The organism is Janthinobacterium sp. GW822-FHT07H10, from assembly GCF_058798675.1.
Genome location: NZ_JBXAKS010000002.1, coordinates 752001 through 766261 on the forward strand (window position 1 = coordinate 752001; position 14261 = coordinate 766261).

Here is a 14261-nt window from a genome sequence, read left to right on the forward strand (position 1 = left end):
TTTCTTTATTCACCTTGCGGTGGCTGGCAGCGGATGCGTATCCACGCGCCGATGGCGTCCACGCCGCAGTCGCCGTGATCTTCCACCCAGCCGGCGCGCGCATAAAAGCGCCGCGCTCGCGTATTGGCCAGTTGCGTTTTCAGGCTCAGATGCGGGCCGAAGCGCGCCACCACGGCCGCCAGCAGCCGCGCGCCGACGCCTTGCCCGCCGTGCGCCGGATGCACGTACAGATGATGCAGGAAGTGCTCGGGAGCGTCGCCCGTGTGCACGGCGGCAAAGCCGACGACCTTGCCGCCGCATTCGGCGACAAGGATCTGCTCGTCCTGCGTGGCGCGCCGGAACACGCCGCTATCGGCCACCGGCCCGAAGCTGTCGCGCCCGGCCAGCGCCAGGATGGTGGCGCATGACGCCGTATCCACGCTGGTGCAGGGACGGATCAGGCACATGGCTGGCGCACCGCTTGCCGGCATGTCATTGCTGGCCTCACAGGCGGCGGTTCAGCACGCTGTCGATATCGTGCGTCCGCACTTCCGCCTGCACGACGCCCTGCCGCAGCCAGTAGCCGGCATCGTCCTGCTGCAAGCCCTGCATGTCGAGCGTTCCCAGCGCGGCGGGCACGATGCCGGCAAGCAGCTGCGCCGCATCGTCCCATGCGCTGTAAAACAGTTTCAGATACCAGCCGTCATCGTGGGCGTAGGCAAGAAAGCGGTTGCCGAGGCCAGGAATCCGCGGGCGGCGCAGCGGCCGCCCCCGATGCGCGAAGAACACCGCCTCGGCCACATCCATGTCGCCCAGCGGCGGCAGCGCGGCATCCTGGTAATCGGCCCAGGCATGGCTGCCCCAGGACGCCATGTCCTCGCGCGCCAGCGCCGCCAACTGCGTCTGCGGCACGTGCTGCAGCCCCGATGGGGCGTCGTACTGTGCCGCGGCGGCATCGCCTTTCAGCAGCAGTACGCCGCCCGCTTCGCCGAGCGCCGGCAAAAAATCGCCGAATTCGATGCCCGAGGCGACGAGCATCTGCTGGTCCGGGTCGTGCCATATATACAGATAATTTCTCAAGTGCTGGTCCGTTTGGTTTTCGGCGCCGTGTTCAAGGCCACGGCGGCCCATAGCAGCGCACACACCCTGGCCAGCATGGCGCCGTGCCAATCGCCGAGCTGCGCGATCTTCGCATCGATCTGACGCGAAGGGAATTCCTGTTCTTTCTGCATGGCTGACACTCCTTCCTCCATGATATGCCAGGCTGCATGGCCGCCAGCCGCAGTACTGGACCGGCCACAGCGACGCTAGCGCGTCAGCAGCATGGCCGCCAGATACACGAGCGATGCAAGGACCACGCCTATCCCCACCCAGGCCGACAGCACCATGAAACGGCCTTCCCGGCAGCCCTGCTTGCTCAGCTTTGAGTAATAGGCCCATTCATCGCCCGGCGCATAGGCCTTGCGCTTGCGGTGTTTGGCATCGATGCGTCGGTTGACGATGCCAAAGGTCAGCGCGAAGAGCCCGGCGAGTATTTTTATGAATAGCATGAGTGAGCCGGATGAAGGAATCGGATGTTTGCGTCCTGTGCGCAGTGCATGGCGCGGCAGCCACTGTACTCCATTTGAGAAAGATTGTCATTTAAGTATGTGCATCCGGCGTGCCGGCGTCCTTAATATGAAATTCACCTTGCCTGCGTAGCATACAGATTGGCAAGGCCTTCATGGAGCAAGGTCTGCCATTGACGGATACAACCATGCAAACCTTTTTTCTGTACCAGCACGCCAACCCACGCCTCGCGGCGTGCCTGCCATGAACACCGCGGTCCTGGCTGCTTCGCCCGCCTTGTCGCAACGGCCTGCGAGCGGGCACCGCCTGAAAGCGGCCTTGGGCGCCCTGTTCTTTCCGCGTCAGCGCACGCGCTGGCAGGCGTTTCTCAGCAGCACGCCCGGCATGGCCGCGCTGGCGCAGCTGCATCCCTGCCTGCGCTTCAAGATTTTCCGCCCTTACGCCTCGCGCCAGCTGGGCTGTTCGGCGCGCCTGACCTTGCTCGAAGGACACTACCGCTTCCTGTGGCAGGCGGGCGCGCGGCCGCTGGTGGAACAGGCGGCGCGCCACCCCGTGCTGCTGGCGGCCTTCGCCGGCAAGGATGAGGCCTTGTACCGGCTGCAGCTGACGGCCATCCACGACAGCCACCGCGAAGGCGAGCTGTGCCTGCGGCTGACGCGCAACGGCCTGCCCCTGTACCTGGCCAGCTTCCTGTTTACGCCGCGCGCCGATGGCGTGTCGATCCAGTTGGGCGCGCTGCAGGGGCTGCGCTCGGAAGCGGGCGCGCAAGCCGTCAAGGCGGCCACGCGGGCCCTGCACGGCTGCCGGCCGAAAAACCTGATGGTGGCCGCCCTGCGCGACTTCGGCGATTTTTTTGCCTGCACCAACCTGTTCCTGGTCAGCAATCACAACCGCATCGCCCTGAATGCGCGGCGCCGCCGCCATATCGCCGCCGATTATGACCAGGCGTGGCAGGAATTGCGCGCCTTGCCCATGCGCGACGGCAATTATCACTTGCCGTGCGCGGCCTACCGGCCAACGGACCTGGCCGACGTACCGTCGAAAAAGCGCGCCGATGCGCGCCGGCGCGGCGAATTATTGCTCGGCATGACGGCGGACATGCGCGCCCAACTGGCCTTCCTGCTGGACGCGCCTGCGGCAATGGCGGTCGAAGCACCTTGCCAGCAAAGCGATACCCTCGATAGCAGTGTTTTACCTTCCCACCATTAACAATTAACGGACGGAGTTGACCATGCCACCACGCCTGCCCACCCTGTTATTGCCCATCGTATCGCTGTCTGCCGCCGGCGCCATGGCCGCCCCCACTCTCGATGCAAGCGTGCGCGAGCGCGCGGAAACGCTGGTACGCGAGGGCAAGCATGCGAGCCTCGTCATCGCCGTGATCGACGGCAGGGATAGCGCCGTGTATGGCTTTGGCCGCGCGCGGCCTGGCGATGCGGCCGCGCCCGATGCCGACACCGTCTACGAAATCGGCTCCGTGACGAAAACCATGACGGGCCTGCTGCTGGCCGACGCCGTCGTGGCCGGCAAGGCCGGGCTGGACCAGGCCGTCGCCGAGCTATTGCCCGCCTATACGATTCCTGCCCATGCCGGCCAGCAAATAACACTGGCCCAGCTGGCCACGCATTTTTCCGGCTTGCCGCGCCTGCCCGGCAACCTGGCGCCGGCTGACATCAACGATCCCTACGCCGACTATGCGGAAGCGCAGCTGCGCAGCTTCTTGGCAGGCCACACCCTGTCGCGTCCGCCGGACGCCTCCTACGAGTACTCGAACCTCGGCTATGGACTGCTGGGCACGGCATTGGCTGAACGGGCGCAGCTGCCATATGAAGAACTGCTGCAGGCGCGCATCTTCCGCCCGCTGGGCATGCTTTCCAGCTCGACGCAGACCACGCCCGCCCTGCGGGCCCGCCTGGCACCTGGTCATCTGGAGGATGGCCAGCCCACATCGAACTGGCATTTCCAGGCCATCGCGGCGGCCGGCGCCGTGCGCTCCAGCGCGCGCGACATGATTGCCTATGTGCAGTCATACATGCGCGCACCCGGCGCGGCACAGCGGCTGGCCGTGCAGCCGCGCCAGATACTGGCCGGCGAAGGCGAAGGCGACGGCGTCAAGAAAGTGGGCCTGGCATGGGTGCTCGACCAGGTCGATGGCCAGCCTTTCGCCTGGCATAACGGACAGACGGGCGGCTACGCCAGCTTTGTCGGCTATACCCTCGACGGCAGGCGGGGCGTGGTGGTGCTGAGCAATACTGCGCGCGACGTCGACGGGCTGGGCGTCGGCGTGCTGGTGCCTGGCAGCCTGCCGCCCCTGGAAAAGGATGGCCCGCCGCCGGAGGAAATCGCCATCGACCCGGCCCGGCTGGCGCAATACGCGGGCCAGTACGCGCTGGCGCCCACGTTTGTGCTCAGCGTGCGCCAGGGGCCGGACGGTTTGCTGGTGGGCGCCACGGGCCAGGGCGAAGCGCCCGTGTTCGCCAGCGCGCAAGACACGTTCTTTTACAAGGCGGTCGAGGCGCAGCTGGTGTTCCAGCGCGACGCCCAGGGCGCCATCACTGGCGTGATCCTGCACCAGAACGGCATGGCCATGCCGGGCAAGCGCAAACCTTGATTTTTCAGCAATAATGGAATAAAACTCAGGCAACCTTCATGTAGCCAGCCTATGCTCGGCGTTCATTCCAGCCGCTTTACCCAGGGGCTGGCGTGAACTTGCCGTTCAGACCAACTCAAGACAGGTTCCCATGACACCCACTTTCGCCCTCCTCCCCCTCTGCCTGCTCGGTTCCGCCGCGCTGGCCGCCCCCGTGCTGGACGACGCTGTGCGCCAGCGCGCCGAGGAACTGACGCGCACGGGCTTGCATTCCAGCATCGTCATCGCCGTCATCGACGGCAAGCACAGCGCCGTGTACGGTTTCGGCCATGCGCAGGCGGGCAAACCCGCCAAGCCCGGCGCCGACACCGTCTACCAGATCGGTTCCGTGACCAAGACCATGACGGCCCTGCTGCTGGCCGACGCCGTCGTGGCCGGCAAGGTGGCGCTTGACGAGCCCGTGGCGAAGCTCTTGCCCGGCTACACGCTCCCAACCTTTGACGGCAAGCCGATCACCGTGCTCGACCTGGCCACGCATTATTCATCGCTGCCGCGCCTGCCTGGCAATTTCGCGCCGAAGGACCCGGCCAACCCTTACGCCGACTACACAGAACAGTTGCAGCGGCAATTCCTCGCCACCTACCGCCTGCCGCGCGCGCCAGGCAGCGCCTTCGACTATTCGAACATCGGCTATGCGGTGCTGGGCACGGCATTGGCGGCCCAGGCCGGTACCAGCTATGAGGCGCTGCTGCAGTCGCGCATCGCCGTGCCGCTGGGCATGCGCTCGACGTCGAACACGGCCTCGGCCGGCATGCTGGCGCGCCTGGCGCCCGGCCACCTGGGCACGGGCCAGCCCACGCCGGCCTGGGACTTGAACGTGGTGGCGCCGGCCGGCGGCGTGTATTCGAGCGCGCGCGACATGGTGGCCTACCTGCAAGCCTATATGCTCCGGCCGTTGCGCCCGTATGCGCTGGCCGTCAAGCCGCAGCGCGCGCTGGCGCCGGACAGCGACACGAAAATCGGCCTGGCCTGGCTGCTGGAGCAGAAGCAGGGACAAGGCTATGCCTGGCATAGCGGCCAGACGGGCGGCTACTCGAGCTATGTGGCGTTCACGACGGATGGCAAGCGCGGCGTGGTGGTGCTGACGAATACGGCGCGCACCATCGACGAGCTGGGACTGTCAGCCTTGCTGCCGGGCACACCGTTGCCAGCCATCAAAAAGCTGCCAGCGGCCATCGACCTGCCGCGCGCGGCGCTGGCCGAGTATGTGGGCGAGTATCCGCTTGGCAAGGAATTCACCTTGACGGTGAGCCTGGGCAAGGATGGGCTGGAAGCGGCCGGCACGGGCGTCGGTTCGGCGCCCGTGTTTGCCAGCGCGAAAGACCGCTTCTTCTTCCGCGCCATCGATGCGGAACTGGCGTTTACGCGCGATGCCCAGGGCCGTATCGACAGCGTCCTGCTCAAGCAAGGCGGGCAGGACGTGGTCTTGCCGCGCAAGCCCTAGCGCTCATGCGGCCGGGTCGCGCATGAATTGCTCGACCCGGGCGACAAATGCCGCCTTGCCGCGCGTGCGGAATTCGCCGAGGAAGGCATCGCTGCCCTTGATGACGTTGCCGTGGCGGTCGTAGGCCACCTTGCCCATCTCCAGCACGAATTCGCCGGCGGGATCGTCTTCCGGCTCGAAATGCGAGTTGAAGCAGTAGCCCGTGTCGCGGCAGCTGCCCCACAGCAGCAGCGCGCTGCTGAACCACTGCATGGTCTCGGGCCCCGGTTCCACTTCGAACAGGGTGTTGACGGTGATGCTCCAGCCGCCAGGAACGCGCAGCGGCTGCAAGGGATAGGGAAAGCGCGGTGTGCTCATGGCGTCGATGGTGTCAGCGGTGGGCGGCGGGTTTCGTAAAAGGCGAGGAATTCGGCGGCCGGCAGCGCTTTCGCAAACAGCCAGCCCTGGCCGAATTCCACCTGGCGTTCCGCCAGGTAGTCCGCCTGCGCCTGCGTTTCGATGCCTTCGGCCACGATCAGCATCTTCAGGCTGCGCGCCATGGCGATGATGTGCGGCGTCACGCTGCTGGTGGCCGCGTCCGTGCCGATGGTGTCGACGAACGATTTGTCGATCTTCAAGGCGTCGAGCGGCAGGTTTTGCAGGCTCGACAGGCTGGAATAGCCGGTGCCGAAATCGTCGATGGCCACCGCGTGGCCACGCGCACGGGCCTTCTCGATGGTGGCGCGGGCCGCCTCCACATTGATGAAGCCCCGCTCCGTCGCTTCCAGCCAGATCTGCTGCGCCTCGATGCCGGTGCCGGCCAGGGCCCGCTCGAGCACGTCGAGCACCCTGCCCGTCTCGATATCGCTGGCGCACAGGTTGATGGCGATATGCAGCTCGCGGTCGGCCACCAGCGCGGCGCGCAGGTCGGCGATGACGCAGTCGATGACCTGGTCCGTGATCGGCAGGATCAAGTCGCTCTCCTCGGCCACGGGGATGAACAGGTCGGGCCGTATCATGCTGCCATCGGGACGGCGCCAGCGTATCAGCGCCTCCGCGCCCACGCAGGCGTCCGTGTCGAGCGCGATGATGGGTTGATAATGGACAAAGAACTCGCGCCGGTCGATGGCGATGCGCAACTCGCCCATCAGCGACAGGCGGCGGCGCGACAGCCAGACGACGATGCCGACGATGAAGGCGGCCATCAGCAAGCCCATCGGCAGGAGCAGCAACTGTTCGCGGCGCAGCCTGTCGTTCAGCTTGCTGCGCGGTTCGATCATGACGGCCGTCAAGCCATCGCGGTACAGCGTTGCATGGATGCTGCCATCGTGTGCGATGTCGCCCGCCGTGGGTGTGCCGGCAAGCAAGGCTTGCACCTGCGCCGGATCCGGATGGTGCAAGGTGTCGAGCACGCCTTCCTTGCCGATGGCGACGGCCATCTGGATGTCGCTGTCGACGATGACGTCGGAAAAGCGAACGGGATCGATCAGCACCTTGTAGGCGCGGTATGTCAGTCCCACCATGCGCTTGCCGCCGCTGACGACGGGACGCAGGTTGAAATCGAGGCCCATGCCATTGTCCAGCATGAAATCGGGCGGCGTCACGGTGATGCGCGCCTCCTCGATGCCGGTGGAGGTGCATTTCAGCAAGCCGTTCTCGACATAGCCAATATCGTCGATGCTGCGCGTGGTGATGGTGATGCGGCGCAACTGCTGGATATGCGCCTCCGAGCACGGCACGAGGTCCAGCGCGTCGGCGCTGCGCAAGGCGGCGCTGGCCGAGGCGATCGAGCGGTGCGCGCGTTCGAGCGCATAGCCGGCCAGCAGGCGCAAACGGTCCTGCTCGCCCTGCACGGCGCGCACGGACGACAGGTAAAAAGCCAGGCTCAGGGGGGCCGCCACGCCGATGACTGCCACCAGCACGCTCGTTACAATAATGCGTTTTCTGCGCATGCTACCCCTCCGGTGAACCGCTGTTATTTGAATGCTATGTATTGCTCGATGGCATCATATTACAAGCGGGACCGGCGCACATGGATCCTACCGATTAGTTACACTTTTATTTGACCGTCACGGCCGCCGGAGCCGGCCGCGCCAGCACGAATACCAGCGCCGCCACGACGGCTGCCAGGGCGCCGGCCAGGTACAGCACGCTGGCGAAGCCGTCGACGAAGGCGTGGCGCGCCGCTTCCTGCGCCAGCGCCTGCATGGCTGGCGGCAGCTGGCCGAAGGCTTCGGCCGCGTTGCCGGCGACGATGCGCCCTATCATCTCGGGCGTCGCCTTCAAGCCGTGCAGCCAGGCCAGGCGCTCGAACGACGCCGCCGTGCGCATGGCCAGCACGGCGCCCAGGCCGCCGACGGCCAGCACGATGCCGACGAAGCGCGTGGTGGTGCTGATGCCCGAGCCCATGCCTGTCCGTTCGCGCGGGATGCAGGCGAGGATGGCCTTTTGCGTGGTGCCGTTGAGCAGCCCGGCGCCGGCGCCCGTGACCACCATGCCGGCCGCTACCCATGCATATTGCAGGCTGGCGGCCGCGAATGCCGTGGCCACATTGCCCACGGCGACGATCAGCAGGCCCGTCACCAGGATGCCGCGGTCGTCGAGCCGGCGCATGGCGCGCGGCGCCAGGCGCGACAGCACCACCATGGCGACGGCGAACGGCAGCATGGCGCAGCCGGCGATGACGGCAGAAAAGTCGAACGCGTTCTGCAGGTACAGCGGCAAGAACGTCATCATCACCTGCGCCGCGATGGCGTAGCCGAACATGCCCAGCACGGCGCCGACGAAGATGCGGCGGCCAAACAGCGCCAGGTCGATCATCGGCGCGCGCTGGCGGCGCTCGGCCACGACAAACACGCACAGCAGCGCCGCCCCGGCCAGGAAGCGCAGCATGGTGGCGCGGCTGCCCCAGCCCGCCACGCTGGCGTCGATCATGCCCCAGATGATGCAAAACAGGCCGGCGGAAAACAGCAGCGCGCCGAGCGGGTCGAAGCTGGCGTTCGACGCATCCTTCGATTCGTCCACGTGGCGCTGCACCAGCCACATCAATATGGCGACGACGGGCAGGTTCAGGTAAAAGATCCAGCGCCAGTTGATGGCGCTCGTGACGAGGCCGCCCAGCAGCGGCGCCACCGTCATGGCCACGCCCATGGCCGCGCCCCACACGGACCAGGCGCGCGCCCTCTCCTTTTCCGCATGAAAAGTGTGGCCGATGACGGCCAGCGCGGAAGTGAGCAGCAGCGCGGCCCCCAGGCCCTTCACGGCGCGCGCCACGTTGAGCACGAACGGCGTCCAGGCCAGGCCGCACAGCAGCGAGGCCAGCGCGAACACGCCCAGGCCGCACAGCATGACCCTGCGCCGCCCCAGGCGGTCGGCGATGCTGCCGGCCGGCAAGAGGAACGAGGCGAACGCCAGCATGTAGGCACTGACCACCCATTCCACGTCGACGAAGCTGGCGTTCAGCGAGCGGGCGATCGAGGGCAGCGAGATGGCCACGACGTTGGTGTCGAGCATGATCAGGGCGCAGACGCCTGAGCATGTATATAAGGTCCAGTTGGTATTTTTCATGCCTGGATTGTAAGCAGGCCGGTATTATTTCTTGTTATAAGTCAATCGACTTATAATTCACTCATGGTGAATACAGAAAAATCGCTGGAGCTGCGGCATTTCCGCTGCGTGCTGGCCGTCGCGCACAGCCTGCATTTCGCGCGGGCCGCCGCCGAGCTGGGCATTTCGCCGCCCGCGCTGACCAAGCAGGTGCAGGAAACGGAAAGCCTGCTCGGCACGCGGCTGTTCCAGCGCAGCAAGCGCGCCGTGACCCTGACGGCCGCCGGCGAGCTGTTCGTGCCGGAAGCGGCGCGCGCGCTGGAGCAGCTGGAACAGGCGCAGGACGTGGCGCGGCGCGCGGGCCGGGGCGAACTGGGACGGCTGGAAATCGGCTACGTGGCGTCGGCGGCCTATGCCGGCGTGCTGCAGGCGCAGTTTGCCCGCTTCCGGGCGGCGCACCCGGGCATCCGCATCGGCGCGCGCGAGTATGCGATGGAAACGCTGCCCGAGCTGCTCGACCAGGGTCGCCTCGACCTGGCCTTCGTGCGTCCGCCCCTGCACCTGCCCGATGGCGTCGCCAGCGTCGTCTTGCTGCGCGACCGCTTCGTGCTGGCCGTGCAAGCCGACAGCCCGCTGGCCCGGCTGGGCGTGGTGGCGCCGGCGAACCTGGCGCAGCAGCCATTCATCGTGCCGGAACAGGAATTGGGCACCGTCGAGTTCAGCCGGCGCGGCGGCTATGCGCCGCAGGTGACGTCGCGCCCGGGCAGCCTGCTGGCCGTGCTGACGGAAGTGTCGCTGGGCGTCGGTTGCGCCATCGTGCCGCACTCGGTGATGGCCAGCGTGCGGCTGCCGGGCGTGGAATTTCGCGAACTGGCGCAGCCCGCGATCAGCTCGGAAATCGCCGTCGCCTTTCGCCGCCACGAACAGGCGCCGGCCGCGCGCGCCTTCATCGCCCAGCTACGCGCGGCGGCGCTGGCCTGACATCGCCGCTCAGGCGTTTTTCAGGACGGCCACGGCGTAGGTGCAATCGGCCGCCGTTTCATTACTGAACACGCAGTCGGCCGGCGGCCCCAGCTCCAGGCAGTCGCCTTCGTCCAGCGCGTGCCGCGTGTCGCCTTCGATGAAGACGAGGCTGCCGGATAGCGCCCAGATGAGCTGGCGCCGCGACACATAGGCGGCAGCCGGCATGGGCACGGCCGCGCCCGGCGGCAAGGTGATGTGCACGAGATCGAGCGGCATGTCGGACGCCGGCGACACGTGCCGCCGCACGTAGCCGCTCTGCGGGTCGACCCACACGGGCTGGTCCGCCTTGCGCAGCAGGCGCCCCTCGCGCATCTCGGCGCGGGCGATGAGCTCGGACATGCTCAGCTCGAAGGCGCCCGACAGCCGGGCCAGCAAGGTGGCCGTGGGGCTGCAATCGCCGCGCTCCACCTTGTGCACCATCGCGCGCGACACGCCGGAACGGGCCGCCAGGTCCGTCAGCGACCAGCCCAGCCGTTCGCGCTCGATGCGCACCCTGGCCCCTATGCGCTGGTTCAATTCGTCTGGTTTAGTGGACATACTCAGGATTTATTGGACAAAAGTGTGGGCGGCAATCTATGATTTGTCCATTATAGTAGACGCCCAGCGAGGAAACAACCATGCAGATACGCGACGCCCATGCGGGCGACATCGAGGGAATCACGGCCATCTACAACGATGCCGTCAGCAATACCCTGGCCATCTGGAACGAGCAGACGGTCGATGCGGCCAACCGCGCCGCCTGGCTGGCCGACCGCCTGCGGGCCGGCTATCCCGTGCTCGTCGCCATCGACGCGCAGCAAAACGTGGCCGGCTACGCCTCGTTCGGCGACTGGCGCGCCTTCGACGGCTTCCGCCATACGGTCGAGCATTCCGTGTATGTGCGCGCCGATTGCCGCGGCAGCGGCACGGGCAAGGCCTTGATGGTGGAGCTGATCGCGCGCGCGCGCGGCATCGGCAAGCATGTCATGGTGGCGGGCATCGAGGCGGGCAATGCCGGTTCGATCGCCCTGCACAAGAAACTCGGTTTCGAGGAGGTGGGATTGCTGCCGCAGGTGGGCACCAAGTTCGGCGCCTGGCTGGACCTGGCGTTCCTGCAGCTGACGCTCGATGCGCGCAGCGATCCGGACGGCATCACGCCGTCCAGCTAACCTCAGGCAAGCCTCAGGGATCGATGTCCGGCGGCGGACGGCGCAGGGCCAGATGTTCCCACACGGCCACCAACACCAGCACGCAGCTGGTGATGCAGGCCAGGGTCAGCGGCGCATACAGGCGGCCGTACGCCATCGGGATCAGCGCCAGGATGATCAAGATGCCCAGCAGATGCGACAGCGGCGGCGTGGCGCGGTCGTTGCTGACCCATTTGAACAGGGCGTTGCCCAGCAGATACAGGATCGGGCCGCCCAGCAAGGCGCTGATGCCGGCGAAGCTGGCCTCGTCAGGGTGCACGAGGGCCAGCTCGTCGGCCACGGCGCTGACGATCACGCCGCCCACGATCAGCATGTGGATGTAGGTGTAAGCCTTGCGCGCGATGCGGCCCGGATCTTTCGAATGGGCGATGCGGTGGTGGCCCGCTTCGGCGCCCGTGTCGAAATAAATCCACCACATGGCGATGCTGCCGACCAGGGCCGACAGGAAACCCAGCCAGTTGGCGGCCGTCCACTCGAGGCCCGCGAACGTGGCGCCCGTCACCAGCAGCGATTCGCCGAGCGCGATGATGACGAACAGCGCGCAGCGCTCGGCCATGTGACCCCCATCGACATCCCAGTCGGCCGTCGACGAGCGGCCCAGGCCGGGCACGCCGAACTGCATCCACGGTCCCGCCAGGTCGATCAGCAGGGCCGCGGCCCACCAGAAGATGCGCTGTGAAGGGTCGGCCAGGCCGCCGGCGATCCAGAAGGCGCCGGACAGCACGGCCCACAGGGCGATGCGCTGGAAATTGCGGCGGCGCGACAGTGCTTCGTGGCGCACGGCCCACCAGGCGAACAGGGGGCGCCCCACCTGCATGGCGACATACGCGCCGGCAAAGGCCAGGCCCCGCGTGCCGAACGCTTCGGGAATCGAGGCGGACATGATGAGGCCGCCCAACATCAGGGCGAACAGGCTGATGCGTACGGGAATGCGCTCGGGGTCGAGCCAGTTGGTGATCCACGACGTGAAGATCCAGACCCACCAGACGGCCATCAGCAGCAGCCCCGTCTGCAGCCAGCCCGTGGCGCTCAGGTGTGCCAGCAAGCCATGCGACAGTTGCGTAACGGCAAACACGAACACGAGGTCGAAGAACAGCTCGATCATGCCCACCTTGCCGCTGTCCTGCCCGCCGCGCTTGCGCAACAGCGATTTTGTCAATTCCATACATACTCTTTCATCGTCTATCCTGGCCGCGCTGGCGGTGCTGCCCATGGGCTGGCGGCTCAGGCGCGTTGTAAACGCCACCACAAAAAACCGGCCAGCAAGGCTGGCACGGCAAAAATTACTGCAAAAATCGGTAGTTCCTCGGCCACGGAATAGCCGGCCCCGAGCACGCCCACGGCCATGTTGATGCCCGCGCCCACCAGCCACAGGGGAATGAAGGCCAGGGCCGCATGCGCCATCGCGCCCCTGCCCCGTCCAATCAGCAGGCACAGTGCCAGTAGCGCGAAACCCGCGCCCATCACCAGTATCGTATGCATCGCCGTCCCTTCATTAAAACATCGTATGGAAAACTATGTATAGGATGCTAACGCATTTCGCGGGTGCAGGGAGCAATTTGCTGTGCGCGGCAGGCGGATGGCCTTAAACCGGCGTGGGCAAGGGCAAGCCGGCGAAGTGCGCTGCCAGGTTATCCACCACCAATTGCCCCATCGCATGGCGCGTTTCCACGGTGAGGCTGCCCACGTGCGGCGTCAGCACCACGTTTGGCAAGGCGCGCAAGGCGGCGGGCACGCGCGGTTCGTCCGTAAATACGTCGAGACCGGCCGCGCCCAGGTGGCCATCCTGCAGGGCGGCGATCATGGCGTCTTCGTCGATCAGGGCGCCACGGGCGATATTGATCAGGGTGCCTTGCGGACCCAGTGCGTCGAGCACCTGGCGGTCGACGATCTTGCGCGTGGCCGGCGTGCCCGGCGCGCAGACGATCAGGTAATCGCTTTCCTGCGCCAGGGCCAGCAAGGATTCCGCGCGCGGCACGGGCGTGCCAGGAATGGCGCGCGGCTGGTAATAGCGTACGTTGACGCCGAAGGCGGCCAGGCGCAGCGCGATCGCTTGTCCGATCTGCCCGAAACCGAAGATGCCGGCCGTCTTGCCGCGCAGGCTGGATGCGGGGGCGATCGCTTCGCGGCGTTCCCAGCCGCCATCGCGCACGAAACGGTCGAGCGCGGCGATATGCCGGGCGCTGGCCAGCAGCAGGCCCAGCGCCACATCGGCGACGTCGTCGGTCAGCACGTTCGGCGTGGTGGTGACGGCGATGCCGCGCTGGCGCGCCACGTCGAGCGCCACGCCATCGAGGCCGACGCCGTTGACGGCGATGATTTCCAGCGCGGGCAGCAAGCCCATGTCCGTGGCGTTCAAGCCCAGCGCGCCCGTCGTGACGACGGCGCGGATGCGCGGCGCCCGCTCCGCCAGCCAGGCATGGCGCTCCTGCGGCGCGATTTGCCAGGCGTGGTGGCACGTGTAATCGTGCTCAAGCTGCGCGTTGACGGCAGCCGAAGGGCTGGGAGCGAGGATCAGGAGTTCGGGGGGCATGGGCGTCCAGGATGGTGTCGGCATAGGGGAACGGGAAACAAACGCAGACGCAACTTAGCATATTTGACGCCCTGCCGGGGCCGCCTGTCCCGTAAATGCCCTCAAAACCCTGATTGCAACGCGGGCTTTGCCTCGCGCTTCAGCCCGGGCAAGCCACGCGTTTCAGCTTGCCGCCCGTCTTGAACGGGTCGGCGCCCGCGCCGGGATTGTCGCCCATGGCAAAGCAGGTCGAGCCGCCCGGCGTGCGCACGCGCGAGGCGGGCCGGCCGTCGGCCGTCAGGTAGTCGTCGACGGCCAGCACGGCGCCGCCGCGCCGGGCGGAGGCGACCAGCTTCTGGAAGGTCGTCTGGC

Annotated in this window: 16 protein-coding genes and 1 pseudogene; 5 read left to right on the forward strand and 12 right to left on the reverse strand. The window is 66.8% G+C overall.

From position 1 onward, the window contains the following. Positions 1–5: 5 nt before the first annotated feature. From AC1RDJ_RS07630 to AC1RDJ_RS07645, 4 genes are all read right to left on the reverse strand, one after another. Positions 6–470, reverse strand: a complete 465-nt coding sequence (locus AC1RDJ_RS07630) for a GNAT family N-acetyltransferase (protein ID WP_493027125.1) — start codon at positions 468–470, stop codon at positions 6–8. A gap of 13 nt (positions 471–483) precedes the next feature. After that, a complete protein-coding gene (locus tag AC1RDJ_RS07635; protein ID WP_493027126.1) occupies positions 484–1059 on the reverse strand; it encodes a hypothetical protein in 576 nt (191 codons plus the stop codon). Further along, entirely contained in the window at positions 1056–1211 is a 156-nt protein-coding gene (locus AC1RDJ_RS07640) for a hypothetical protein (RefSeq protein ID WP_493027127.1), read from the reverse strand. The genes AC1RDJ_RS07635 and AC1RDJ_RS07640 overlap by 4 nt, the downstream gene beginning before the upstream one ends. A gap of 75 nt (positions 1212–1286) precedes the next feature. Then, positions 1287–1529 carry a hypothetical protein gene (locus tag AC1RDJ_RS07645; protein WP_493027128.1) on the reverse strand — a complete coding sequence of 81 codons (243 nt, stop codon included), beginning with the start codon at positions 1527–1529 and terminating at the stop codon, positions 1287–1289. Positions 1530–1791: 262 nt separating this feature from the next. Between AC1RDJ_RS07645 and AC1RDJ_RS07650 the strand changes: the two genes are divergently transcribed. From AC1RDJ_RS07650 to AC1RDJ_RS07660, 3 genes are all read left to right on the forward strand, one after another. Then, the gene (locus tag AC1RDJ_RS07650; protein WP_493027129.1) at positions 1792–2757 is read left to right on the forward strand and encodes a VirK/YbjX family protein; all 966 of its coding nucleotides are present in this window, start codon (positions 1792–1794) and stop codon (positions 2755–2757) included. Between the two features lie 22 nt (positions 2758–2779). Beyond that, positions 2780–4159: a serine hydrolase gene (locus AC1RDJ_RS07655; protein WP_493027130.1), complete on the forward strand. Its 1380-nt coding sequence runs from the start codon at positions 2780–2782 to the stop codon at positions 4157–4159. Positions 4160–4289: 130 nt separating this feature from the next. After that, positions 4290–5642 (forward strand): serine hydrolase, encoded by a 1353-nt coding sequence (locus AC1RDJ_RS07660; protein ID WP_493027131.1) that lies wholly within the window; start codon positions 4290–4292, stop codon positions 5640–5642. Positions 5643–5645: 3 nt separating this feature from the next. Here AC1RDJ_RS07660 and AC1RDJ_RS07665 read toward each other — a convergent pair whose 3' ends face one another. The 3 genes from AC1RDJ_RS07665 to AC1RDJ_RS07675 all read right to left on the reverse strand — a co-directional run bounded on the left by AC1RDJ_RS07665 (position 5646) and on the right by AC1RDJ_RS07675 (position 9188). After that, positions 5646–5999, reverse strand: a complete 354-nt coding sequence (locus AC1RDJ_RS07665) for a hypothetical protein (RefSeq protein WP_493027132.1) — start codon at positions 5997–5999, stop codon at positions 5646–5648. Beyond that, positions 5996–7573, reverse strand: a complete 1578-nt coding sequence (locus AC1RDJ_RS07670) for an EAL domain-containing protein (protein ID WP_493027133.1) — start codon at positions 7571–7573, stop codon at positions 5996–5998. Before AC1RDJ_RS07670 ends, AC1RDJ_RS07665 begins: the two co-directional genes overlap by 4 nt. Positions 7574–7679: 106 nt before the next feature. After that, positions 7680–9188 carry an MFS transporter gene (locus AC1RDJ_RS07675; RefSeq protein WP_493027134.1) on the reverse strand — a complete coding sequence of 503 codons (1509 nt, stop codon included), beginning with the start codon at positions 9186–9188 and terminating at the stop codon, positions 7680–7682. A 63-nt stretch (positions 9189–9251) separates the two neighbouring features. Here AC1RDJ_RS07675 and AC1RDJ_RS07680 point away from each other — a divergent pair, with 63 nt between their 5' ends. Beyond that, positions 9252–10148 (forward strand): LysR family transcriptional regulator, encoded by an 897-nt coding sequence (locus AC1RDJ_RS07680; protein ID WP_493027135.1) that lies wholly within the window; start codon positions 9252–9254, stop codon positions 10146–10148. A gap of 9 nt (positions 10149–10157) precedes the next feature. On the opposite strand, the gene AC1RDJ_RS07685 is transcribed toward AC1RDJ_RS07680, so the two are convergent. Continuing rightward, positions 10158–10727, reverse strand: a complete 570-nt coding sequence (locus AC1RDJ_RS07685) for a helix-turn-helix domain-containing protein (RefSeq protein WP_493027136.1) — start codon at positions 10725–10727, stop codon at positions 10158–10160. Between the two features lie 80 nt (positions 10728–10807). Between AC1RDJ_RS07685 and AC1RDJ_RS07690 the strand changes: the two genes are divergently transcribed. Further along, positions 10808–11338, forward strand: coding sequence for a GNAT family N-acetyltransferase (locus tag AC1RDJ_RS07690; RefSeq protein ID WP_493027137.1), 531 nt, complete (start codon positions 10808–10810; stop codon positions 11336–11338). Positions 11339–11351: 13 nt separating this feature from the next. On the opposite strand, the gene AC1RDJ_RS07695 is transcribed toward AC1RDJ_RS07690, so the two are convergent. The 4 genes and pseudogenes from AC1RDJ_RS07695 to AC1RDJ_RS07710 all read right to left on the reverse strand — a co-directional run. Continuing rightward, positions 11352–12536, reverse strand: a complete 1185-nt coding sequence (locus AC1RDJ_RS07695; RefSeq protein WP_442905936.1) for a low temperature requirement protein A — start codon at positions 12534–12536, stop codon at positions 11352–11354. Between the two features lie 65 nt (positions 12537–12601). After that, positions 12602–12859, reverse strand: coding sequence for a hypothetical protein (locus AC1RDJ_RS07700; RefSeq protein ID WP_071323659.1), 258 nt, complete (start codon positions 12857–12859; stop codon positions 12602–12604). A gap of 103 nt (positions 12860–12962) precedes the next feature. Continuing rightward, the gene (locus AC1RDJ_RS07705; RefSeq protein ID WP_493027138.1) at positions 12963–13910 is read right to left on the reverse strand and encodes a 2-hydroxyacid dehydrogenase; all 948 of its coding nucleotides are present in this window, start codon (positions 13908–13910) and stop codon (positions 12963–12965) included. A 139-nt stretch (positions 13911–14049) separates the two neighbouring features. Next, positions 14050–14261 (reverse strand): annotated as a pseudogene (locus tag AC1RDJ_RS07710) (hypothetical protein); the annotation flags it as partial.

What these genes read in the sequence shown, in the direction of transcription:
- AC1RDJ_RS07700 (WP_071323659.1), bottom strand. Translation starts at nt 12,859, where the DNA reads ATGCATACGATACTGGTGATGGGCGCGGGTTTCGCGCTACTGGCACTG.
- AC1RDJ_RS07705 (WP_493027138.1), bottom strand. Translation starts at nt 13,910, where the DNA reads ATGCCCCCCGAACTCCTGATCCTCGCTCCCAGCCCTTCGGCTGCCGTC.
- AC1RDJ_RS07645 (WP_493027128.1), bottom strand. Translation starts at nt 1,529, where the DNA reads ATGCTATTCATAAAAATACTCGCCGGGCTCTTCGCGCTGACCTTTGGC.
- AC1RDJ_RS07630 (WP_493027125.1), bottom strand. Translation starts at nt 470, where the DNA reads ATGCCGGCAAGCGGTGCGCCAGCCATGTGCCTGATCCGTCCCTGCACC.
- AC1RDJ_RS07655 (WP_493027130.1), top strand. Translation starts at nt 2,780, where the DNA reads ATGCCACCACGCCTGCCCACCCTGTTATTGCCCATCGTATCGCTGTCT.
- AC1RDJ_RS07680 (WP_493027135.1), top strand. Translation starts at nt 9,252, where the DNA reads ATGGTGAATACAGAAAAATCGCTGGAGCTGCGGCATTTCCGCTGCGTG.
- AC1RDJ_RS07660 (WP_493027131.1), top strand. Translation starts at nt 4,290, where the DNA reads ATGACACCCACTTTCGCCCTCCTCCCCCTCTGCCTGCTCGGTTCCGCC.
- AC1RDJ_RS07650 (WP_493027129.1), top strand. Translation starts at nt 1,792, where the DNA reads ATGAACACCGCGGTCCTGGCTGCTTCGCCCGCCTTGTCGCAACGGCCT.
- AC1RDJ_RS07675 (WP_493027134.1), bottom strand. Translation starts at nt 9,188, where the DNA reads ATGAAAAATACCAACTGGACCTTATATACATGCTCAGGCGTCTGCGCC.
- AC1RDJ_RS07685 (WP_493027136.1), bottom strand. Translation starts at nt 10,727, where the DNA reads ATGTCCACTAAACCAGACGAATTGAACCAGCGCATAGGGGCCAGGGTG.
- AC1RDJ_RS07640 (WP_493027127.1), bottom strand. Translation starts at nt 1,211, where the DNA reads ATGCAGAAAGAACAGGAATTCCCTTCGCGTCAGATCGATGCGAAGATC.
- AC1RDJ_RS07690 (WP_493027137.1), top strand. Translation starts at nt 10,808, where the DNA reads ATGCAGATACGCGACGCCCATGCGGGCGACATCGAGGGAATCACGGCC.
- AC1RDJ_RS07670 (WP_493027133.1), bottom strand. Translation starts at nt 7,573, where the DNA reads ATGCGCAGAAAACGCATTATTGTAACGAGCGTGCTGGTGGCAGTCATC.
- AC1RDJ_RS07665 (WP_493027132.1), bottom strand. Translation starts at nt 5,999, where the DNA reads ATGAGCACACCGCGCTTTCCCTATCCCTTGCAGCCGCTGCGCGTTCCT.